21 protein-coding genes are annotated in these 20,333 nt (G+C 68.3%); 10 read left to right on the top strand and 11 right to left on the bottom strand.

What is annotated here, in order from left to right:
- The first annotated feature begins 217 nt into the window (after positions 1–217).
- Positions 218–676, top strand: a complete 459-nt coding sequence (locus ON21_RS33595) for an SRPBCC family protein (protein WP_039804845.1) — start codon at positions 218–220, stop codon at positions 674–676.
- Positions 677–694: 18 nt separating this feature from the next.
- Here the strand turns inward: ON21_RS33595 and ON21_RS33590 are convergent, their stop codons facing one another.
- Both ON21_RS33590 and ON21_RS33585 read right to left on the bottom strand, forming a co-directional pair.
- The gene (locus tag ON21_RS33590; RefSeq protein ID WP_039804844.1) at positions 695–2,548 is read right to left on the bottom strand and encodes a DNA/RNA non-specific endonuclease; all 1,854 of its coding nucleotides are present in this window, start codon (positions 2,546–2,548) and stop codon (positions 695–697) included.
- Positions 2,549–2,751: 203 nt separating this feature from the next.
- The gene (locus ON21_RS33585; protein WP_039804842.1) at positions 2,752–3,174 is read right to left on the bottom strand and encodes a MarR family winged helix-turn-helix transcriptional regulator; all 423 of its coding nucleotides are present in this window, start codon (positions 3,172–3,174) and stop codon (positions 2,752–2,754) included.
- An 86-nt stretch (positions 3,175–3,260) separates the two neighbouring features.
- Here ON21_RS33585 and ON21_RS33580 point away from each other — a divergent pair, with 86 nt between their 5' ends.
- Positions 3,261–3,989, top strand: a complete 729-nt coding sequence (locus tag ON21_RS33580) for a glucose 1-dehydrogenase (protein ID WP_245562845.1) — start codon at positions 3,261–3,263, stop codon at positions 3,987–3,989.
- Positions 3,990–4,125: 136 nt separating this feature from the next.
- On the opposite strand, the gene ON21_RS33575 is transcribed toward ON21_RS33580, so the two are convergent.
- Positions 4,126–6,009 carry a potassium transporter Kup gene (locus ON21_RS33575; RefSeq protein ID WP_444543670.1) on the bottom strand — a complete coding sequence of 628 codons (1,884 nt, stop codon included), beginning with the start codon at positions 6,007–6,009 and terminating at the stop codon, positions 4,126–4,128.
- 182 nt (positions 6,010–6,191) lie between these two features.
- Positions 6,192–7,166: a GlxA family transcriptional regulator gene (locus ON21_RS33570; protein ID WP_039804838.1), complete on the bottom strand. Its 975-nt coding sequence runs from the start codon at positions 7,164–7,166 to the stop codon at positions 6,192–6,194.
- 138 nt (positions 7,167–7,304) lie between these two features.
- On the opposite strand from ON21_RS33570, the gene ON21_RS33565 reads away from it, so the two are divergent.
- The 5 genes from ON21_RS33565 to ON21_RS33545 all read left to right on the top strand — a co-directional run bounded on the left by ON21_RS33565 (position 7,305) and on the right by ON21_RS33545 (position 12,168).
- Positions 7,305–7,730: a VOC family protein gene (locus tag ON21_RS33565; protein WP_039804837.1), complete on the top strand. Its 426-nt coding sequence runs from the start codon at positions 7,305–7,307 to the stop codon at positions 7,728–7,730.
- A gap of 157 nt (positions 7,731–7,887) precedes the next feature.
- Positions 7,888–8,331, top strand: coding sequence for a DUF4254 domain-containing protein (locus ON21_RS33560; protein ID WP_157171154.1), 444 nt, complete (start codon positions 7,888–7,890; stop codon positions 8,329–8,331).
- A 192-nt stretch (positions 8,332–8,523) separates the two neighbouring features.
- Positions 8,524–8,961, top strand: a complete 438-nt coding sequence (locus ON21_RS39120; RefSeq protein ID WP_039804907.1) for an ATP-binding protein — start codon at positions 8,524–8,526, stop codon at positions 8,959–8,961.
- Complete coding sequence (locus ON21_RS33550; protein WP_039804835.1) at positions 8,954–9,763, top strand: RNA polymerase sigma factor SigF; 810 nt, start codon at positions 8,954–8,956, stop codon at positions 9,761–9,763. The genes ON21_RS39120 and ON21_RS33550 overlap by 8 nt, the downstream gene beginning before the upstream one ends.
- Before the next feature lie 365 nt (positions 9,764–10,128).
- Complete coding sequence (locus tag ON21_RS33545) at positions 10,129–12,168, top strand: MMPL family transporter (protein ID WP_051021672.1); 2,040 nt, start codon at positions 10,129–10,131, stop codon at positions 12,166–12,168.
- A 178-nt stretch (positions 12,169–12,346) separates the two neighbouring features.
- On the opposite strand, the gene ON21_RS33540 is transcribed toward ON21_RS33545, so the two are convergent.
- The 3 genes from ON21_RS33540 to ON21_RS33535 are packed head-to-tail and all read right to left on the bottom strand — an operon-like array spanning position 12,347 to position 13,526.
- On the bottom strand, positions 12,347–12,520 hold the full coding sequence (locus tag ON21_RS33540) for a CsbD family protein (protein WP_039804833.1): 174 nt from the start codon (positions 12,518–12,520) through the stop codon (positions 12,347–12,349).
- Positions 12,517–12,708: a hypothetical protein gene (locus ON21_RS39115; RefSeq protein WP_157171153.1), complete on the bottom strand. Its 192-nt coding sequence runs from the start codon at positions 12,706–12,708 to the stop codon at positions 12,517–12,519. Before ON21_RS39115 ends, ON21_RS33540 begins: the two co-directional genes overlap by 4 nt.
- 11 nt (positions 12,709–12,719) lie before the next feature.
- Positions 12,720–13,526, bottom strand: a complete 807-nt coding sequence (locus tag ON21_RS33535) for a hypothetical protein (RefSeq protein WP_157171152.1) — start codon at positions 13,524–13,526, stop codon at positions 12,720–12,722.
- A 584-nt stretch (positions 13,527–14,110) separates the two neighbouring features.
- On the opposite strand from ON21_RS33535, the gene cutA reads away from it, so the two are divergent.
- Positions 14,111–14,443 (top strand): divalent-cation tolerance protein CutA, encoded by a 333-nt coding sequence (gene cutA / locus ON21_RS33525; RefSeq protein ID WP_039804829.1) that lies wholly within the window; start codon positions 14,111–14,113, stop codon positions 14,441–14,443.
- Here the strand turns inward: cutA and ON21_RS36380 are convergent.
- Positions 14,424–15,659, bottom strand: coding sequence for a helix-turn-helix domain-containing protein (locus tag ON21_RS36380; RefSeq protein WP_051021657.1), 1,236 nt, complete (start codon positions 15,657–15,659; stop codon positions 14,424–14,426). The two genes, cutA and ON21_RS36380, sit on opposite strands and share 20 nt — an antisense overlap.
- Positions 15,660–16,158: 499 nt before the next feature.
- Here ON21_RS36380 and ON21_RS33515 point away from each other — a divergent pair, with 499 nt between their 5' ends.
- Complete coding sequence (locus ON21_RS33515) at positions 16,159–16,650, top strand: hypothetical protein (protein WP_051021669.1); 492 nt, start codon at positions 16,159–16,161, stop codon at positions 16,648–16,650.
- A gap of 23 nt (positions 16,651–16,673) precedes the next feature.
- The gene (locus ON21_RS33510; RefSeq protein WP_039804827.1) at positions 16,674–17,174 is read left to right on the top strand and encodes a hypothetical protein; all 501 of its coding nucleotides are present in this window, start codon (positions 16,674–16,676) and stop codon (positions 17,172–17,174) included.
- 41 nt (positions 17,175–17,215) lie between these two features.
- Here ON21_RS33510 and ON21_RS33505 read toward each other — a convergent pair whose 3' ends face one another.
- The 3 genes from ON21_RS33505 to ON21_RS33495 all read right to left on the bottom strand — a co-directional run bounded on the left by ON21_RS33505 (position 17,216) and on the right by ON21_RS33495 (position 20,304).
- Positions 17,216–18,511 (bottom strand): bifunctional o-acetylhomoserine/o-acetylserine sulfhydrylase, encoded by a 1,296-nt coding sequence (locus ON21_RS33505; protein ID WP_039804824.1) that lies wholly within the window; start codon positions 18,509–18,511, stop codon positions 17,216–17,218.
- Positions 18,512–18,558: 47 nt separating this feature from the next.
- Positions 18,559–19,074 (bottom strand): OsmC family protein, encoded by a 516-nt coding sequence (locus ON21_RS33500; RefSeq protein WP_039804822.1) that lies wholly within the window; start codon positions 19,072–19,074, stop codon positions 18,559–18,561.
- 90 nt (positions 19,075–19,164) lie between these two features.
- The gene (locus tag ON21_RS33495; RefSeq protein ID WP_051021656.1) at positions 19,165–20,304 is read right to left on the bottom strand and encodes an AI-2E family transporter; all 1,140 of its coding nucleotides are present in this window, start codon (positions 20,302–20,304) and stop codon (positions 19,165–19,167) included.
- Positions 20,305–20,333: the final 29 nt, after the last annotated feature.

Raw genomic sequence — 20,333 nt, 5'->3', positions numbered from 1 at the left:
TCCAGGGATGATTTCACTGGATTCGACCGCTTTTATACTCGCCGGTAACCGCCTGCGCGCCGAATAGCTAGCAGATAGCTGACTTCTTTTTTCGGCTACGAAGAGCCTCTGACATCGAACTTTGCGTATCCCTGTTGGTTGCGCGTCGGGCGCGTGTTGACGGATGGGAAGTGGCACGGGCAGAATCGGCCGCGTTGATCCCGGGGGTGGAGGAGTTATGCGCGTAAAAACCGATATCCATTTCGCCGTCGGAGTCGATCCCGCTCAGGTGTTCGACGCGGTCGCCGCGATCGAAATGCTTCCCGAATGGTCGACGCATTCGGACGCGCGCGTGGCCACCCGCGGTGAATCCGGCCGCCCGCAGCGGGTTTACGTCACCGCCGAGACTCCGCTCGGCAAGTCCGATCTCCAGGTGCTGGAATACGACTGGACCGAGGACCGCGTGTCGTGGCAGGTCGTCGACAGCTGTGTCGGCGTCGGCGGCGGTGGCTGGTTCGAAGTCACCGAGGACGGCGGGGGATCGCAGGTCTGGTATCACACCGAACTGCAATCCTCACTCTTACTGCCCGGACTACTCCTCAAGCGAAGTGTCCGGCGGGAAGCCGAGACGGTCGTGCAGAACTTCATCGAATTCGCCGAAGGATTCACCGCGCCTCCGAAATCCCGCGCCGTGTAGCGACCGTCCCGGCCTGCTTCACCATTGGATGTCCGCGACCGAGTCCAGCGGGGCGGCTACTTCCTCCGGCGCCAGTTGCAGATCCGCGTCCCGCAGCGCTTGCGGGAAGTGGAAGCGCGCGCGCTGCTCGATCTCGGTCAGCGGCACCTGGAAGACGCGGAACTCGTCGAGATCGAGCACTTCGAGCTGGTCCAGGTTCTGGGTCAGCAGGAAGCCGCGGGCCTTCAGTTCACCATTCTCCCGGAACGCGATGACCTTCCAGAACTCGCGTGGAATCTTGACCTGCCGGAATTCCTGGTCCTCATCGGTGAAGACCGGGCCGCCGAACGCGCTCACCTTCAGGTCGTCGACAGTGACATCGGCGAAGACGGCGTCCTCGAGCCGCCCCCAGACCCCGTCGCGCATGCTCTGGTTGAAGTCGTCCATCTGCGGGGTGATGTTGGTGTAGAAGAACGAATCCTCGTTGGCCTTCCGTGCTTCGGGCAGGCTGCCCCACAGCAGGTCGGCGCGTCGCGCGAGGTGGCCGCGATCGAGCCGGTTGTCGCGGTACAACTCGTTGCCGACCTGGGCGTCCGCGTCGAGCCGCGAATCCTTGACGAAGTCGATCTTCTTGCGCGACAGCTTCTTCATCGAGCTGCCGTCGATGTTCCAGGCCACCCAGATGGCGAAGCGGCGCGAGCGGCGCATCGCGAGGGAGAAGTGCGTGTAGTGCAGGACATCGGCGCCGTCGACGGTGGTCGCCACGTCCGGGCGGACCTCGGCCTCCACCTCGGGTACCGGGATCGGCGACGCGAGGAAATGCGGATCGTATCCGGCGACGACCGCGACTTCCTCCGCGACCGGCGGAGTCAAAGTGATGCCGAGCTTCTCGAACACCGATTGCGGCAGACAGGCCAGCGCGTGCTCGTCGGTGTCCGCGCCCGTCTCGCCGGCGAAATGCAATCCGGCCAGCACGGTGCTGGTCTCCCCGCCGGGCAGCTTGAACATCCACGCCGATCCGGAATCGCCGCCGCTGCTGATCTCGCCGTCGACCGCGGGATGGGCCGGATCGGGCCCGATCTCGAAGCCGCCGATGTTCCTCGTGCCGACGCCTCGGTAGTCGATCTCGGCGACCACATCGACGCGACGCACGATGCCGTGGGTGACCTGGGTGGTCCGGCCGCTCTTGATCACCTTGTCGCCGAGCTCTGGTTCGCCGAGACGGTCCGGAACGACATCCAGCCCGGTGATAGCGGCGCTGAACTGCCGGTTCTCGATGTCGGCTACGGCGCAGTCGCCCGCCGTGCCGAGATGGGATCGAACGAGCCTGCCGAGCCGGTTGCGGTCGACCCGGTTGTCGTCGCGCGGGCCCGGCTGCACGACGTCGTCGCCGAGCCTGCCCGCCGCGGTGTGCAGGACGTGCCAGTTGCTGAGCACATACGGTGTCGCGTCGTCGCGGTCGTAGACGACGCAACCGATCGTCCCCGCCGTGGTGCTGGGGTGGGCGACGCTGATGCCAGGAACGATCGGATCCATGCGCGACTTCCGTTCGGGCGCGGCCGCTTCGGTGACCAGCCGGAAGGCGGGCTCGAACGTGCGTTGCAGCACGTCGGTCGGTACCTCGATCCCGTCGACGGTGATGGTCTTCGGAATCGCCGCGGTGCCAAGTGCTTCCAGCGCCTCCGGTTCGGACACCTTCTCGTGCACGGTGAATTGCACCGCGATCTCGCCGGTCGGTTTCCCGTCGACTTGCTTGTAGCCGACGCCGATCGAGGAGATATTGGGGTCTTCGAGGAAGTTCTCGCCCTTGCTGCGGATGTATTTGCGCAGGGCGGCGAGAAGGGCGTCGTTTCCGGTGTGCGACCGGCGGGATGAATTCTTTTTCGCAGGCATGGGTGACTCCGTGATCGAGGTGAACGCGGTGTCGACGACGTCGTCGCACCAGCTATCGCCATTCTCTGGTGACGGCCTTGCCCGCACACGAGTAGCGAACTACTCGAACGAAGGGTGACGTAATGCTGCGCAAAAGTTAGTTCGGATAACCAAGACAGTAAGCGTGACCCTATATCTGCTGTCGGTTTCAGCGACGTTGGATTTCACCGGTGGTCGGCCAGGGCTGTTGCCGTCGCGGTCACGAGGTCGATCAATCGAGTGCGGTCGATGCCGGTAAGCCTGCGGGCCAGCTCCTGCTCCAGATCCGCGCGGAACTTGTGCCGCACCGCCGAGCCTTGTTCGGTGGGTACCGCGCGAGTCACGCGGCGGTCTCCGGGGTCGGTCTCCCTGACGAGCAACCCGCGCCGCTCCAGCCGGTCGACCATGCCGGTCACATTGGTCTTGTCACAACCGAGCATCGCGGCCAGTTCACCGAAGGACCGCGGTCGGTCGGCGCCGAGCAGGCACAGCAATTCGGCTTGCTGACTCGTCAGCTCCAGGCGCCGCGCGATCGAGGTGTAGAGGGCGCTGATCTCCCGGTGCAGCCGCGCGAAGGCGGGCGCGAGTCCCTGGTCATCGGTCGGCATGGGAAAAGTCTAGGTGATGGACAGTTGACACCCTCCCCTACTTAGTCGATGATCTCGACTATCCATATACTCATCAATTGGGAGGTGTGATGCCGGTCGCGATCGTCACCGGAGGATCTCGCGGCATCGGTCGCGCTATCGCGGAACGTCTGGGCGCGCGGGGAACCTCCGTCGTCGTCAACTACCAGTCGAACCGGGCTGCCGCCGAACAGGTGGTGGCCGGGATCGAGGACTCCGGTGGGCAGGCGCTGGCGGTGCGGGCCGACGTCGCGGACGTGGCGGGCCCGCGCGGGCTGTTCGATGCCGCCGAGGAGCGTTTCGGTGGCGTGGACGTCTTCGTGAACAACGCGGGGGTCGCCCGTTTCGGCGCGATAGCCGAGGCCACCGACGAGGACTTCGAGCTGATGTTCGAGGTCAACACGAAGGCGACGTTCGTCGCCCTGCGCGAGGCCGCGAAGCGGTTGCGCGACAACGGCCGCATCGTCGTCGTGTCCTCCGGTGCGACACTGACCCACCGGCCGGGATCGGGCGTCTACGGCGCCAGCAAGGCCGCTGTCGAGCAGCTCGTTCGGGTGCTGGCCAGGGAACTCGGCCCGCGCGGCATCACGGCCAACAGCGTGCTGCCCGGTGCGGTGCGCACCGACGCCCTCGCCGCGTCCGGGGTGACCGCGGCGAATCAGCAGATCGCCCAGTCGACTCCGCTCGGCCGGATGGGTGAACCCGACGACATCGCCGACGTGGTCGCCTTCCTGGCATCGGAGGAGGCCCGCTGGATCACCGGGGCGAGCGTGCCCGTCGGCGGCGGAGCATTCTGAGCTGGTTCGAGGCGCGGCATTCGCGGGTGCCGGCCGTCCTGGTGCCGTCGCGGGTCACGATCCTTCGGCAGCTGCCATCCAGGGGAGATGTCGCGCCTCGGTCCGAGGTGTGCGTCGGGGCAGGTAGAGGTAGCTCCTAGATCTCGATGTGGGCGCCCATGATGACCGTACGGTCGCGGGGCAGGCCGAACTGCTCGGCGGCGTCGGCGGTGATGTAGGAGGTGGCGATGAACAGCCGTTTACGCCACTGCGCCATCGTCGGCTCGGTCCCGGCGCGCAGCTCGATCTTCGACAGGAAGTAGGACGCTCGATCCAGCTGCAACGGCCCCTCGGTAACGGCGGGGTCGAGCAGCGCCAGCGCGCCGGGCACGTCTTGCGCCTCCATGTAGCCGAATCGGGCGCGGACGTGAATGATCCCGTCTTCGGTGTAGCCGAGGGAATCGACGCTGATCCGTTGGTCCGCCGGAACGCGCGGCACGGGTTCGGTCTCGATCGACATGATCACGACGTGGGCGTGGCGCACGTGGTTGTGTTCGGCGTTGGCGCGCAAGGCCAGTGGCGCGGTCCGCTTGCCTCGGTTGAGGAACACGGCCGTGCCGGGAACCTCGAGTATCGACGGGTCGCCCGCGTGCAGGTGATCGATGAATTCGCGCAGCGAGCCTTCCCGCCGTTCGCGTTCGGCGGTGACGATCTCGCGTCCGCGTTGCCAGGTGGTCATGATGGTGAACGCGGTGAGACCGATCAGCAGCGGCAGCCACGCGCCGTGCGCGAGCTTGGTGAGGTTCGCCGCGACGAACAGCAGGTCCACCGACAGCAGGGGGACGGCGCCAACGGCCAGCAGCCACAGCGGGATGTGCCAGCGGGCGCGGGCGACATAGAAGAACAGCAGCGTGGTGATGGTGATCGTGCCGGTCACCGCCATGCCGAACGCGTAGGCCAGCGCCGCCGAACTGCGGAAGGCGAACACCAGGGTGAGTACCGAGACCATCAGCAGCCAGTTGATCCACGGGACGTAGATCTGGCCGACCGTGGCCTCCGAAGTATGCGCGATGCGCAGCCGGGGCAGATAGCCGAGCCGGGCGGCCTGGGACGCCACCGAATACGCGCCGGTGATCACCGCCTGTGAGGCGATCACGGTCGCCGCGGTGGCAAGCAGCACCAGCGGTAGGCGGCCCCAGGCGGGCATGAGCAGGAAGAACGGGCTGCTGACGTTGGCGGGGTCGCCGAGGATCAGCGCGCCTTGGCCGAAATAGCTGAGGATGCACGCCGGGAATACGAGCAGCAGCCAGGCGCGGGTGATCGCTCGGCGGCCGAAGTGACCCATGTCGGCATACAGCGCCTCGGCTCCGGTCACCGCGAGCACGACCGCGGCCAAGGCGAAGAAGGCGGTGCCGAAATTGCCGAACAGGAAGCCCAGCGCGTAGGTCGGTGACAGGGCCCGCAGGATCTGCGGATGATCGGCGATGCCCGCCACCCCGCACGCGCCGATGGTCACGAACCAGACGATCATCACCGGCCCGAACACCCGGCCCACGGCCGCGGTGCCCCGCCGCTGCACCAGGAACAGCGTCACGATGATCACCGCGGTGATCGGCACGACGAACTCCGCCAGCGACGGCTGCACGACCTCGATTCCCTCGACCGCCGACAGCACGGAGATCGCCGGAGTGATCATGCTGTCGCCGAAGAACAGGGAAGCGCCGAAGATGCCCAGCGCCGCCAGCACCGCGGTCTGCCGCCGTCCGTGTTGCGAGCCCCACCGCCGCAGCAGCGTGATCAGCGCCATGATGCCGCCCTCGCCGTCGTTGTCGGCGCGCAGGGCCAGCAGGATGTAGGTGACGGTGACGACGATGGTGACCGACCAGAACACCATCGAGACCACGCCGTACACGTTGTCGGTGCTGATCGGCACCGGATGCGGATCGGCGGGGTTGAACACCGTCTGGATGGTGTAGATCGGGCTGGTGCCGATGTCGCCGAACACCACGCCCAGCGCGGCGATCACCACGCTCAGCCGCACGGCGTCGTGCGCGCTCGTCTTGGCGGGCGCGGGGGTTCGCTCTTCGTCGGATGTGGTCGTGTGCTGCCGATCGGTCACCGGGGCCTCCTCGAGCGGGCCGTCGCGGGCCGCCCGTGCGGACGATACCGTTCCCGGAGCGCGGCCGTCGCGTGGTATCCGGCGTCGTGCCGACGGCGGTCGGCTCAATACGACACGCGCGTCATGCGAATCTCGGATATCGACATGCCCCGGCGGCGGCGGAACAATCCGCGCAGCGTTCCGGCGTTGAGATAGCCCACCTTGGCGGCCACCGCGTCAACCGTGAGCGAGGTGGTGCGCAGCAGCTGCACGGCGCGTTCCAGGCGGATGTCGTGCACGAACTCGGTGGGGGACATGCCCAGTTCGGCGTGGGTGGCCCGCTGCAGGCTGCGTTCGGTGACACCGATTGCGCGCGCGGCCTGGGATATCCGGAAATTCTCGCCGAGGTGGGCGCGGACCCAGCGCTCGAAGGCGGCGGTGACGGAATCGCCGCGGGCGATGATCTCGGGAACGATGAACTCGCGCTGCGGGCGTCCCGCGCCCACCGCCAGGTAGCGCATGGCGCGTTCGGCCAGCGCCGGGCTCTTGCCCGCGATCAGCGACAGCGCGAGGTCCATGTGCGACAGCGCGGCGCCCGCGGTGGTGACGCGTTGTCCGCGGCACAGCGTGCGCCCCTCGTCGAGTTCGACGCGCGGGTAGCGGCGCCGGAAGCTGGGGCCGAGCCACCAGCTCGTGGTCGCTGGTGAACCGTCCAGCACGCCCGCCTCGGCCAGGAAGAACGTTCCGGTGCAGGCGCCGGCGAGGTGAGCGCCCCGCTCGCGGGCCGCGACCAACCGGTCGAGCACCGGGCGGCTGGCGGGTGCGGAAACGAGGTCGATCAGCGCCGCGGCCTCGAGTACGTGCACGGCGGGCACGATCATCAGGTCGAATCCGTCGCCGAGTTCGTCGAGCGGGATGGTCGGCACGGTGTGGCCGTTGCCCGACCGCACCGTGGCGCCGAAGGAGGCGCTGCGCACCCGCCACGGCTGCGGCGGGTCGGGCAGCTCGGCGCGCACGGAGTTGGCGGTGTTGAACGTTTCCAGCAGGGCGGCGTATCCGAAATCGGCCACGCCGTCCACCACGAAGACGACGACGTCCATGTCGGAAACGGTACCAAAGATGTCGTTTCCGACACTCGGCTCCGTCGGGATTCTGTCCTACCGTCATCGCGAGACGGCTCGCCCGCCGAGAGTGCCGGGGAGTCGATCGAGCCCGCCTACCTCGTTCGGAGCGTGACCATGATCGAAACGACCGGAACGCACCACATCCGGTTGACCGTGACCGACATCGCCCGGTCGCGTGCCTTCTACCGAGACGTGCTCGGTTTTCCCATCGCCGCCGAATCGCCGGGCAGCCCCGACGATCCCGAAGTGCGCGTCGATCCGATGCGGCTGTTCGGCGGGGTGGTGTTCCAGGCCAACGGCATGTTGCTCGGCCTGCGCCCGGTCGCCGACCCGGCGGACCGATTCGATTCCGAACGTGTGGGTTTGGACCATCTGAGCTTCACCGTCCCGGCGCGGGACGATCTGGTCGCCGCGGCCGCTCGGCTGGCCGAGGCGGGCATCGAACACGGGGAGATCACCGAGATGGCGGATTTCGGCATCGCGATCCTGTCGTTCACCGATCCCGACGGCATCCATCTCGAACTCACTGCGCCACTGTGAGTTTGCGTCCGCCCGCAGCGGGCATGCCGGTTCCGGAATGAACGCTGTCCTGATGAAGGCTTGGCCGACCGGCCGTGCGAGCGGTGCGGTCGTGCCGGGGAGGTAGGCCATGCTGGTCCAGCGTGCGCGACCGCGGAAGTCGTCCGAGGGTTCGGCGTTGCCGAGTCCGAGTGCACTGCTGTGCGCGCTGGGCGGCCAGCACGTGCAGGGCCCGGTGAGCCGGTGGGCGCGCGAGCTGACCGAATTGCACCGGCAGTGCCGGGAGGACGCGCGCGAGCCGGACGAGGCGCGGCGCCGCCGCGCCGAGTTGGTCGACCGGATCGACACCTGGGCGGCGCTGCATCTGCCGTGCGCCGACCCCGGGGTGCGGGTGCACGACACGAGCCTGGGCGAGATGATCGATCGGATGGCCGCCGTCGCGGAGGAGGCGTTCCATCTGCTGATGCACGACGATCCAGGTGGCGAGCGCATGCACGCGGCATGGACCAGGCTGGCCGAATTGGAGATCGCCTACGCCGATCTGGTGTCCGCGATCGGGGACGGCCGTCGCCGCCTACCTGCCGTGCGGACCGGAGCCCCGACGGTTCAGGGGGCTCGGTGAACTCCCGGAGAGCTCGGCGAACGCACTGTTCATCGGCGTCGGGAGCGGTTGATGGACGTGCGTGCGCCCGCCTCGCGACTTGCCGCCTCGGGCCAAGACGCGCGCGGCGTGCCGTGGCCGATCGAACCGGGTGGACGAGAGGGCGTAGGCTTGGCGCTCCGAACGGACGGCGCGACTTTCTGGGAGCGGTGCATGAGCAAGGGTGAGGGGACTCCTCCCGCTACGACGCGGACCGGCACGATCAGCGTGCGGGTGCCCGCGGTGTCCGAACAGCTGGCGATGCTGCGTGCCTTGGCCGAGACCGTCGTGCTCATGGCAGATTTCGGCATCGATGAGGTGACCGACATCCGGCTGGCACTGGACGAGGTGGCCAGCGCGCTGGTGCTGGACGCGGTGGACGGGGCGGAGCTGGAGTGCGCGTTCGGCTTCGAGGACGACGCGGTGGACGTGCGCGTCTCCACCGTCACGACGTCGGACAGCAGCCCGGACGAGTCCGGCTTCGGCTGGCACATCGTGGCGACGTTGACGGCCTCCGTCTCGGCGACCCGAGGCGCACACGACTCCGCGGCGGGCGGCTACCCGACTGTCGTCGACTTCCGGTGGGTGCGCGGCGGCTCGAATAATGAGTAGCGAGTCGAATCAGGCCGCCGCCAAGCGGAAGTCGCGGGGTGACAGCTACGACAATATCGAGCCGCTCTTCGCCGAACTGGCCGCGCTGGCCCCGGATGATCCGCGCCGGGAAGCCGTGCGCACCGAGCTGATCGAACGCTGCCTGCCGCTGGCCGAGCACATCGCCCGCAAGTTCAGCGGCCGCGGCGAGAGTTTCGAGGACCTGTTGCAGATCGCGCGGGTGGGCATGCTCGCCGCCGTCGATCGCTTCGATCCGGGGCACGGCGCCACCTTCCTGTCGTTCGCGGTGCCGACGATCATGGGCGAAGTGCGCAGGCATTTCCGCGACTACGCCTGGTCGGTGCGAGTGCCGCGCCGGCTCAAGGAGATCCAGTCCACCATCGGCCCGACGGTGGAGATCCTGTCGCAGCGTTTGGGCCGGATGCCGCGGGCGCGGGAGATCGCCGAGGAATTGGGTGCGGACCTGAACGAGGTGACCCAGGCGCTCATCGCTCGCAACGCCTACCAGACCTCCTCGATCGACGCCGCCTCGGACACCGACGATACGGAGTCCGGCGGTCCCTCGCTGCTGGACTCGCTCGGCGCCGAGGACCCGGACTTCAGCACCGTGGAGAACTACCTGGCGGTGAAGCCGCTGCTGGCGGCTTTGCCCGAACGCGAGAAGCAGGTGCTGGTGATGCGCTTCTTCGACTCGATGTCCCAGGAGCAGATCGCCCAGCGGATCGGGTGTTCGCAGATGCAGGTCTCGCGGATCCTGTCGAAGACCTTGAAATCGCTGCGCGAGCAGGCGCTGCGGGACTGACGCGCGTCCCGGCGGCGTTCACTCGCCGGTCAGCTCGGCGTGATGCTCGCGCATCGCGCGGACGAGGCGACCAGCACGCGGTGCGCGGCGCGCAGGTCCGCGTCGGGCAGTTCGGCCATCGCGGCGCGGGTCTGCTGCCCAGCGGTGTGAAGAAGCCGCGGGCCACGTCCATGCCGTGCTCGTCGTAGTGCAGGATGACCCGCCTGCGGTCGGCCGGATCGGCGGCGCGGCGCAGGTGGCCGGAGTCGATCATGCGCTCGACCAGGTAGGTCACCGCCGACGAGGAAATCTGAGAGAGTTGCGTGGTGAGCGCTTGGGATCGCTATGCGTCGGTGGTGACCGCCCGGACATCGTGGGTGCTGCTCATGGCGCTCGCCGTCGCTTCGATCGGCCTGATCGCGGCGGTGGGCGAGAACGAGTCCGCCGGCCAGGCCCCCACCGCGCTGCCGTCCTCCGCGGAATCGGCGCGGGTCGAACGGGCGCTGGAGGAGTTCCCCGACGCGGGGTCGGCCGCGGCGATCATCGTGGTCACGCGCGCCGATGGCGGCGAGCTGACCGACGACGACCGCAATGCCACCGTGGCGGCAGTGGCCCGCGCGTCGGGACGAACGCCGGGCCCGGCCGACCTGCTCGCCGCACCGGACCGGAAAGCGGCGATCGGGCAGGTGCCCGTGGACGCCGACCTGAGCGGATTCCCGCTGACCGATCGCATCGGGAACATCCGTACCGTCGCACGCGACGGCTTGCCCGCCGGTCTCGTCCTGCAGGTCACCGGCGGTCCCGCCTTCGGCGCCGACATCGCCGACTCGTTCTCCGGCGCCAATGTCACCCTGCTGGCGGTGACCGCGGTGGTCGTCGCCGTGCTGCTGATCGCCACGTACCGCTCCCCGGTGCTGTGGCTGGTGCCGCTCGCGGTGGTCGGCGCGGCCGATCGGGTGGCCACCGGCGCCGGAACCGCGCTGGCGCGCGTGACCGATCTCACCTTCGACGGCTCGACTTCCGGTGTCACCAGCGTGCTGGTGTTCGGTGCGGGTACCAACTACGCGCTGTTGCTGGTCTCGCGCTATCGCGACGAACTGCACCGGGAAACCGACCACCGCACGGCCTTGCGCCAAGCGGTGCGGCGCGCCGGGCCCGCGATCCTGGCCAGCAACGTGACGGTGGTCGTCGCGCTGCTGGCGCTGCTGTTCGCCTCGGTGCCCAGCACGCGCAGTCTCGGCGTGATGGCCGCGCTCGGATTGCTGGTGGCGGTGGTGTTCGTCCTGATCGCGCTGCCCGCCGCGCTCGCGCTGTGCGGGCGCAACGTGTTCTGGCCGTTCGTGCCGGAGGTCGACGACCGCGATACGGCCGACGAGGGCATCTGGCATGCGATCGCCGCGCGCGTGGTGCGCAGGCCCGCGGTGGTCGCCGGAAGCGCGCTCGTGGCGCTGGCCATCTGCGCGACCGGGTTGCTGTCGACCGAGGTGGGTCTGTCGCAGACCGAGCAGTTCCGGGTTCGCGCGGAGTCGGTCGATGGATTCGACGCCCTCGCTGAGCATTTCCCCTCCGGCGCTTCCGATCCCGCCATCGTCCTCGCGCGCAGCGATTCGGTGGTGGCGATCGACGCGGCGTTCCACCGCACGGACGGCGTGGTGATGACCTGGCAGACCGGCACCTCGCCGACCGGGTTGACCCGCTGGGCCGTGGTGATCGACGCGCCGCCGACTTCCGCCCGCGCCTTCGACACGATCGACGCGCTGCGCGCGTCGGTGGCGCAGGTGCCAGGAGCCGACGCGATCGTCGGCGGCTCCGATGCGCAGGCGCTGGACGTCCAGAACGCCGCGAGCCGCGACCGCAAGCTGATCATTCCCCTCATCCTGGTCGTCGTGCTGGTGGTGCTGCTGGCGTTGCTGCGCGCGGTGCCCGCCGCGGTGCTGCTGGTGGCGGTGACGGTGCTGAGCGCGCTGGCCGCGCTCGGGCTCGGCAGCTGGATGAGCGAGCACGTGTTCGGATTCCCGGCGCTGGACATCAGCGTGCCGCTGTTCGCGTTCCTGTTCCTGGTCGCGCTCGGCGTCGACTACACGATCTTCCTGGTGACCCGGGCGCGGGAGGAGACTCCCGGGCACGGCACCACGCACGGCATGGTGCGCGCGGTGTCGGTGACCGGCGCGGTGATCACCAGCGCGGGCATCGTGCTCGCGGCGGTGTTCTGCGTGCTCGGCGTGCTCCCGCTGATCACCCTGACCCAGGTCGGCATCGTGGTCGGCCTCGGCATCCTGCTCGACACGTTCGTCGTGCGCACGGTGGTGATCCCCGCGCTGTTCAGCCTGATCGGACGCAAGATCTGGTGGCCGAGCGAACTGCGGCTGGTCGAGGAGGAGGGCGACGGGCGCGGCGCCGCGGATCAGCGGTCGTCGGAGCTATGACGCGCTCGATCGGTCGGACCGGTTTCTCCGAAAGAAAGGCGGACGACCGCTCGATGCGGCCATCCGCCTGATCTATCTACCTGCGCTTTCTCTTCGGCCGGGCGCGGTAGTTCTGCCGCGTTCGCTCCGGCCGCGCGGCCGGGACGGACTGCGTCCGGCAGCGCACGACAAGCGGCGGTCAGTGCTTGAAGGCGTCCTTGACCTTCTCGCCCGCGTCTTTCAGGTCGGACTTGATCTGGTCGGTGCGGCCTTCGTCGCGCTTCCCCCGGTCACCTTTGGCCTCGCCCAACTTTTCTTTGGCCTGACCAGCGACTTTGTCGGTCTTGTTCTTCGCCTTGTCGACTGTGCTCATGTCACAACCTCCTTTTGAAGCGACCGGCCGGCCATCTTCAGCCGGTCTTCCTCGCAGTAGCCCGTTATCGCGCGGCCAAACATCGGCCATTCCGCGTAAAAGCAGAAGACCCGGCGGAAAACCGGGTCTTCGCGGAAGTCGTGCATATTCGGAATCGACGCCGAAACCGCGTGCTGCGGGCGGTTCACGGCGCGGGGAATTACGCGGCCGGAATCGTGGGCGGTGTCAAAAGCCCTTGCAGCACACCGACACCCGCGCCGACGGCCGCGCCGACGGCGATGGCGGGAGAGGCGACGAATCCATAACCGATGGCGGCGCCGAAGGCCATGACGGCCACCGTCCCGGTCGGGAACATCGGCAGGCCCGCGATGGCGCCGCAGATGGCGCCGATGACCGCTCCGATCGAGGCGACCGGCGCGGCCACCATGCTGCCCACCGAGGCGCCGATGGCGGTGGAGCCGATCAGGTCGGCGGCGATGCGGTCGGAACGCGTCGGGTCCAAGCCCACCGAGTCCAGGGTCTGCGCGATGCTCGCTTCCGGGCCCGCGATCGCGTCGTTGAACATCTTGCCCTGCTCGGGGGTCATGAAGTCCGGTCGGCCGATCACCACCGAACCCACGCGCAGTGTGCCGGGCGGCGCCTCGATCGGCGCGACCGCGGGAGCCGGAGCTGCGGGGTTGGGCAGGTGCAGCCGCTGCGGATCGATCGGCGCGAGCAGGTTCGGATCCGGCATCGGCCGGTTGACGCTCAGGTCGTTGCGGCCCGCGGAAACCGGGGGCGCGGGCGGAAGCGCTTGGGGGTCCGCGGGATCGGCCACCGGGATGACGCCGAGGCCGGGCTCCGGGGCGAACGGGACCTGGACGGAGATCTCCGGCAGCGGGGTCGCGGTGGCGGTCGCGGCGGCGCCGACCAAAGACAACGGGATGGCGCCCGCGACCACCAGAGTGGCGGCGCGGCGAAGGAAGGGATGTGCCGGAGTGTCGATTTCGGGTACTGCTATGCCCATGAACTTACCCACCTCATTCTGAAGAGGACATATACCTACCCTTCTAGTTCGATTCAGAAAGCCTTACGGATGCGCGGAAGTTCGAATTATTTTCGATTGCGGTGAAACCCGCCCCGGCCAATCGAATCCGTGTGACAGCGCCGAATAGCCCTGTCGGCGTGGTCAACCGATCGTGGCTGCGCTGCTGCTGGTTTTCTCCAACGGAAATCAGGTAAACCGCCCTCGAAACGGGGCATTGCCCCGCTGTGCGGATTCCCAGCCACATCGCGGTCTGACCAAGAGCCCACCCGGCCCCGTTGTGTGGTGGTGTTCGAGGTGTCGGCCGAACCGGTCGGCACAGCGCGCCGCGGCGGATACCTCAACTGCGAGCGGATGAGTCTCCTCATCAACAAGATCCACAACGCCGGACAGTTGTACGACAGGCCGTCGACGCAGCCCGCAATGGCCGACGAACATCTCATGACCAGCAACAACAGGCTTTGCTGCGTGCTGTGGTCGATGCCGTCGACACCGCAGGTCGCCCGGCGTCGAGGGTCGATACTGATCGCCGGTCCACGGCCGGTGCCGTCCCCTAGGCTGTCGGAATGGCAACTCCAAGTGTGTGGTCCGTAACGACAACTACCCCCACTGAAGACGCTGCTCAATCCATCGCCCGCGCTGCGGTAACGGAGAGACTCGCCGCGGGTGCGTTCATCACCGGGCCGATCAAATCGGTGTTCTGGCACCTCGGCGAATCGGGCGAAGGTCAGGAGTGGCGCGTCGAACTGCGAACCTCCGCCGACGCCCGAGACAAACTCGCCGCCAAGATCAAAGAGCTGCATCCGTGGGACAACCCGGAGTTGACCGGCCAGCCCATCGAATGGTGCCCTGAGGAGTACGCGGCTTGGGTAGACCGCTCTACAAACGCGCCGGAGTAGGAACCCGAGCGGCGATGGCCCGTTCCCGCAGCTGGTCGCCGCCCGGTGTACCTGCGGCGCGGCGAGCGACCTGACGCACACGGGCCAGCGGCCGCACCGACGCCACTTTTTCGGCCAGCGTGAGCGCGTTCTCCGTAATCCTTATCGCCTCCTCGACATTCCCCGCGTCGAGATAACTGTCAGCGAGCCACGTCATGTACAGGGCTTTGTCCCTGGTCCACGGGTCCGGGTAGGAGTCGAGCGCCCGTTGTAGAGGAGCTAGGGCTTTGCCGGGATCGTGCAGCACCGACCAGACGCGGCCGATCATGATGTCCAGCTCTGCGTGCGTCATCCACGCGAACCACTTCGCCGCCGGACGGGACATGTCGCTGTCGAGCGCGGACGCTGCGGCGTCGAGGGCGCGCGCGGCGTTGTCGCGGTCACCGATCGTGGCTAGCGACCACGCCCGGCGTGCTGCGAGCAGTGCCCGAGCTTGCGCGGGAGCGTCCGGACCGACGGCTGCGCAAGCGGCGTCCGCCGTCGCCACCGCGTTCCGGTCACCGGTGGCGTAGGCGATCTGGATCAACGCGTTCGCGGCCAGCTCGAGGTTCCCGGCCTCTTTCGCTGCGCGGTGGCTATAGGCGTACAGGCTGAAAGCCTGGTTGGGAAACCCGGCGTCGAACGCTGCCCACCCGGCCTGCTGCGCCTGTTCCCCTGCCAGCTCGGTCAACCCAACCCGCGTCGCAGCGCTGTAGCTGGCGTGCCGCAACAGCTGTTGGGTTCTGGCGAGTTCGGAGATGTACAGGTGAAAGGTGTCGCCGCCTCCGACAAGGTTGTCCAGGTCCTGGAGGCGGATGAACTTGGCCCGCATCTCGTCCAGCTCGACCGCGCCCACTTGCCGCGCGTGAGGCGCAGTTGTGACGAACGGGACCGTCGTTCCGGCCAGCGCTAGAAAATCCCTGCGGTTCGTGGCCTCATCCTTTTCGGCGTCGCGGTGAGTTCGTTTCGGGTACAGCCCGATCTCGGTCTCCGAACCCGCCCCCAACAGTGCCACGAGCGCCCGCCGGGTTGCAGCTCGAGGCCATCGGATCTCGCCGCGCTCGATCCGGCTGATCGCCTGCGCGTCGACCGCGGGCCGGTGCCCGGTCGCCTGTTCGACCTCGGCGCACACCCGCTCGGCTAACTCGGCGTGTGTCCAACCGCAGGCCAACCTGCACGATTTGAACGGCGCGTTCAACTCTCCCTCCAGAGTCGAGCTCTATTTGCCTATAGTTTTGCGCTGTTCCCCAATCCTTGCATCGAGAACCCTGAAAGACGGCCCCGGCGCTGGGTGAAGCCCTTACCTGATCAGGGCACACCATCGGCGTCCGTGACGTCGTCGGAGGGTGGCGAAAGCCCCTGGCGCCGGGTGCTTTCCAATCGACGAGAAGGGGATCGCTGCGGGATGGGAGAGGGTGACGAGGTCCGGCTGTCGAGGGTCGGACAGTGGGAGACCACCGATGGCACACCATACGGGCCGTTGTCGCGGGTGCGATGCCCAGGAACCCAGCACTGCCTACAGCTAGCGCCGCTCGAGAACGGGCGGCTCGGGCCGCACGTCCGCAACATTCCCGGCCCGTGCGGGTGGGTGGGGACCGTGATCGTGGATGACCGCCACGATATTCCGCGCGACTGCCTGATTCACATCGCTCCGGTCACCGGGATAGACCGGCGGCGGTGGTGTGACAGGGGCCGCCATGAATAGGCCGACACCGGTTTTCGCCGAAGCCCCTACGACAATTCTGGAGACTCCGGTGGCCCGGTGCCGGTTCTATCGGAACGTGTGCGGGCTGCCCGCACGCATCGATCCGGAGTCGGGCCGTATCTTCCTGCCAGCGGGGAGCGTTGGTGCGATCACGGTGCCTGCGCAGCTCGGCGCGACGGTGAAGATCCGCATGGCGAGGCTCGGCGACCCTGCCGGGCCGATCATCTCCCATCCGCGTTCGAAGCGGTGGACGTTTTTGGTGCGGCCGGACTTCCCGGCCGATATGCCGCTGTTCTCGGAGTTGTTCCGGCTGAACGCAACTCTCGCGCCGATCGGTGCGCAGATCGCGTTGCCGTCGCCCGCCGATGGTGTGGGCGATCGGTTCCGGGTGTGGGCGCAGGGGCCGAGCGATTCGTACCGGCCGTCGGCGCTGGCGGTACTAGGCGCTATCCGGCACTGCGTCCGGCCTGCGATGATCCACTGACACGACAGGGAAGGGCACAGCCGATGGGCACACCAGGCCATCCAGCGGTCGACACGGCGCTCGATGCCCTCGCGGCAGCTGACCGGGAGCTCACGCCGGTCAGCGCTGTCGTGCGTGACGACCTGGTCGCGGTCGTGATCGATGGCGACCAGGGCCGCTACGTCTTGTTCGCCCATCCCGACGGCGATCAGTGGACCACCAGGGGAACAGTGATCGGTGCACCGCGACCGGTCGGGCCTCGGCACGAACACACCCCCGCCTGGGAGGCGCTGCAACGACGCGGCACCCGGTTCCGGTCGGAGACCGCCGACCCGTCCGGCCCTGGCTGGTTCGCGGTGATCGGCCGGGCCGCCCGTGACGCGGTCATCCTGTCGGTTACCTCCACGCTCGAAAAGTGCGTCGTGCCGATCGGCGCGGACGGTCTCGCGTTCGCCGTCGTCCGCGCATACGGCGGCGAAACACCTCGGGTCACCGTGACCACCCGCGACGGGCGGGTGGTCACGGCCGGGCCGCTCGCGGCCTGACCAGGAGCCACCCGACCACCCGACCCGTCAGGGGCGACGCGTCAGGATGCCGCGTCGAATCCGGTACGCAGATCGGCGAGGATGTCGTCGATTCCCTCGATGCCGACCGCGAGGCGGACCAGGCCGGGCGTGACGCCCGCGGCCAGCTGCTCTTCCGGGGTGAGCTGCGAGTGGGTGGTGGAGGCCGGGTGGATCACGAGCGAGCGCACGTCACCGATGTTGGCGACGTGACTGTGCAGCCGCAGCGCCTCGACGAACCGCTTGCCCGCGTCCACGCCGCCGGCCAGCTCGAAGCCGATCACGGCGCCCGCGCCCTTCGGGGCGAGGGCGCGGCCCCGCTCGTACCACGGCGACGACGGCAGGCCCGCGTAGGACACCGAGGTGACTTCCGAACGGGTGGTGAGGAATTCGGCCACGGCCTGCGCGTTCTGCACGTGCCGCTCGATCCGCAGGCTCAGCGTCTCCAGGCCCTGGCTGATCAGGAACGCGTTGAACGGCGAGACCGCGGAGCCGAGGTCGCGCAGCAGTTGCACGCGCGCCTTGAGCGCATAGGCGGGCGCGCCCAGTTCGGCGTACACGACACCGTGGTAACTCGGGTCGGGTTCGGTGAAGCCGGGGAACCGGCCGCCGGTCCAGTCGAACTTGCCGCCGTCCACGATCACGCCCGCGATGGCCGCGCCGTGTCCGCCGAGGTACTTGGTGGCCGAGTGCACGACGATGTCGGCGCCGTGGGCCAGCGGCTGGATCAGGTAGGGCGTGGCGACGGTGTTGTCCACGATCAGCGGCACACCGTTGTCGTGCGCGACGCCCGCGATCCCCGGGATGTCGAGGATGTGGTTCTGCGGGTTGGAGATGGTCTCGCCGTACAGCGCCTTGGTGTTCGGGCGGATGGCGGCCTTCCACTGCTCGAGATCGTCGGGGTCCTCGACGAAGGAGACCTCGATGCCGAGCTTGGGCAGCGAGTAGTGGAAGAGGTTGTAGGTGCCGCCGTACAGGCGCGGGCTGGAGACGATGTGGTCGCCGGCTCCGGCGATGTTGAGGATCGCGAAGGTCTCCGCGGCCTGCCCGGAGGCCAGCAGCAGGGCGGCGACGCCGCCTTCCAGGGCGGCGATGCGCTGCTCCACCGCGTCCTGGGTCGGGTTCATGATCCGGGTGTAGATGTTGCCGGGCTCGGCCAGGCCGAACAGCGCCGCCGCGTGCGCGGTGTCGCGGAAGGTGTAGGAGGTGGTCTGGTAGATCGGCAGGGCGCGGGCGTTGGTCGTGCCGTCCGGAATCTGTCCGACGTGGATCTGCTTCGTCTCGAAGCTCCAGTTCTGGGACAGGTCGGGTTCGGTCATCGGGGAGGTCCTCCTCTGGTGAGTGATCGATCTGGTTGGGACGGCGGCTAATCGGTGATCAGCGTGGTGCCGACCGGGGTACGCCCGGTCGTGAGATCCAGCACGGGGCAGTGGGCGTCGACGGCCCGCTGGAGTTTGGCATAGCGCTGCTCGGTCTCGGGGCCGCTGATGCGAACGGTCACCCGCACCGCCTGGAAGCCGGGGCGAACGTTTTCATCCAAGCCGAAGAACCCGCGCACGTCGAGATCGCCTTCGGCGCTCACCGCCAGGTCGTCGATCGTGATGCCGAGGCGCTGGGCCCAGAACCGATAGGTCACCACCTGACAGGCGATGAGCGACGCGAGGTACACCTCGACCGGATTGGGCGCGGTGTCCGCGCCGCCGAGTGCGGGCGGTTCGTCCACGCGCACGGTGTGTCGGCCGAGGCTGATCGCGCTGCCCACCGTCCCCTCCGGAATCCCGGAGGCACGGAACACCACCAGCGCGTTCGCCGGGACGTCGGCGACCGCCGTGGCCGTCGCGTCGGCGATGTCGTTGAGCGGGGTGCCCACATCAGTTGTCATGTCCACTGACGCTAGGAACCGCGGCGGGTGACGGCGATAGTTACATTCGGCCTGAGCGCAACGATGGCGCGCGGCCGTGCCGGTGCCGCGTCAGTCCGTGGGCTCGTTCTCCGGTTGCTGGGGCGGCGCGGTGGCCGCGTCGATCTGCTCGCCGACGTAACGCAGGACGACCGCGACCATCGCGACAACGGGCACGGCCAGGAACGCGCCGACGATCCCGTACAGCGAGCCGCCCGCGGTGACCGCCAGCAGCACGATGACCGCGTGCAGCTGCATGCTGCGGCTCTGCAACACCGGTTGCAGCACATTGCCCTCCAGTTGCTGCACGGCGACCACGATGCCGAGCACGATCAGCGCGGTGACGAAGCCGTTGCCCACCAGCGCGACCAGAACCGCGAGGGCGCCCGCGACGAACGCGCCGACCATGGGGACGAATCCGCCGAGGAAGGTGATCACCGCGAGAACCAGCGCCAGCGGCACTCCCAGGATGACCAGACCGGCGCCGATGAGCACCGCGTCGACCAGGCTGACCAGCGCCTGGGTCCGGATGAACCCGCCGAGCACGACCCAGATCCGGCTGAGCACCTCCTCCAGGTGCCTGCCGCCGCGGCTGCCGGAGACGCTGTGCAGCCAGGGCAGGAAACGCGGCCCGTCCTTGACGAAGAAGAAGCTCAGCACGAGCACGAGGAACAGGGTGATCAGCGCCGACGTCGCGGTGGTCACGCCGCTGAACACACCGGTGGCGATCTGCGCGGAACTCGACTGCAACCGGGACACGATCGCGTCGACCGCCGAATTCAACTGCTCTTCGCGAATGCGCAACGGCGGCCCCTGCAACCAGTCGCGCACCTGGTTGACGCCCGCGCTCGCCTTGTCGGCCAGTTCCGGCACCTGGTCCACCACCGAGGGCACGATCAGCGCGATGACGCCGGCCAGCACACCGAGGAAACCGAGCACCGCGATCGAGGCCGCCGCGGCCGGCGGCAGACCGCGGGCGGTGAGCCAGCGCACCGGCGGCCACAGCACCGTGGCGATCACGATCGCCAGCGCCACCGGCAGGATCACCACCCACAGCCGGGCGACCAGGAAGCCGAGCACCCACGCGCCCGCCGCGATCGCGACGATGCACAACGCCCACTTGGCCAGCCACAGCAGTCCTACACCGATGACATCACCGCGATCACGAGGTGTGAGTGCGTCCGGTTTGTCGCTTTTGCTGCGTTCGCTCACCGGCCCAGTCTGGCACGCCCGCACGCGAT

Source organism: Nocardia araoensis NBRC 100135, from assembly GCF_000308435.1.
Classification (GTDB): domain Bacteria; phylum Actinomycetota; class Actinomycetes; order Mycobacteriales; family Mycobacteriaceae; genus Nocardia; species Nocardia araoensis.
This window is presented reverse-complemented; position numbering and strand designations above follow the sequence as displayed.

Coding starts and splice junctions, on each gene's coding strand:
- ON21_RS33505 (WP_039804824.1), bottom strand. CDS start 18,511: ATGACCGAACCCGACCTGTCCCAGAACTGGAGCTTCGAGACGAAGCAG.
- ON21_RS33540 (WP_039804833.1), bottom strand. CDS start 12,520: ATGAGCACAGTCGACAAGGCGAAGAACAAGACCGACAAAGTCGCTGGT.
- ON21_RS33570 (WP_039804838.1), bottom strand. CDS start 7,166: ATGGACGTCGTCGTCTTCGTGGTGGACGGCGTGGCCGATTTCGGATAC.
- ON21_RS33595 (WP_039804845.1), top strand. CDS start 218: ATGCGCGTAAAAACCGATATCCATTTCGCCGTCGGAGTCGATCCCGCT.
- ON21_RS33535 (WP_157171152.1), bottom strand. CDS start 13,526: ATGGGCATAGCAGTACCCGAAATCGACACTCCGGCACATCCCTTCCTT.
- cutA (WP_039804829.1), top strand. CDS start 14,111: ATGGCAACTCCAAGTGTGTGGTCCGTAACGACAACTACCCCCACTGAA.
- ON21_RS33585 (WP_039804842.1), bottom strand. CDS start 3,174: ATGCCGACCGATGACCAGGGACTCGCGCCCGCCTTCGCGCGGCTGCAC.
- ON21_RS33565 (WP_039804837.1), top strand. CDS start 7,305: ATGATCGAAACGACCGGAACGCACCACATCCGGTTGACCGTGACCGAC.
- ON21_RS33590 (WP_039804844.1), bottom strand. CDS start 2,548: ATGCCTGCGAAAAAGAATTCATCCCGCCGGTCGCACACCGGAAACGAC.
- ON21_RS33515 (WP_051021669.1), top strand. CDS start 16,159: ATGAATAGGCCGACACCGGTTTTCGCCGAAGCCCCTACGACAATTCTG.
- ON21_RS39120 (WP_039804907.1), top strand. CDS start 8,524: ATGAGCAAGGGTGAGGGGACTCCTCCCGCTACGACGCGGACCGGCACG.
- ON21_RS33550 (WP_039804835.1), top strand. CDS start 8,954: ATGAGTAGCGAGTCGAATCAGGCCGCCGCCAAGCGGAAGTCGCGGGGT.
- ON21_RS33510 (WP_039804827.1), top strand. CDS start 16,674: ATGGGCACACCAGGCCATCCAGCGGTCGACACGGCGCTCGATGCCCTC.
- ON21_RS33500 (WP_039804822.1), bottom strand. CDS start 19,074: ATGACAACTGATGTGGGCACCCCGCTCAACGACATCGCCGACGCGACG.
- ON21_RS33545 (WP_051021672.1), top strand. CDS start 10,129: ATGGCGCTCGCCGTCGCTTCGATCGGCCTGATCGCGGCGGTGGGCGAG.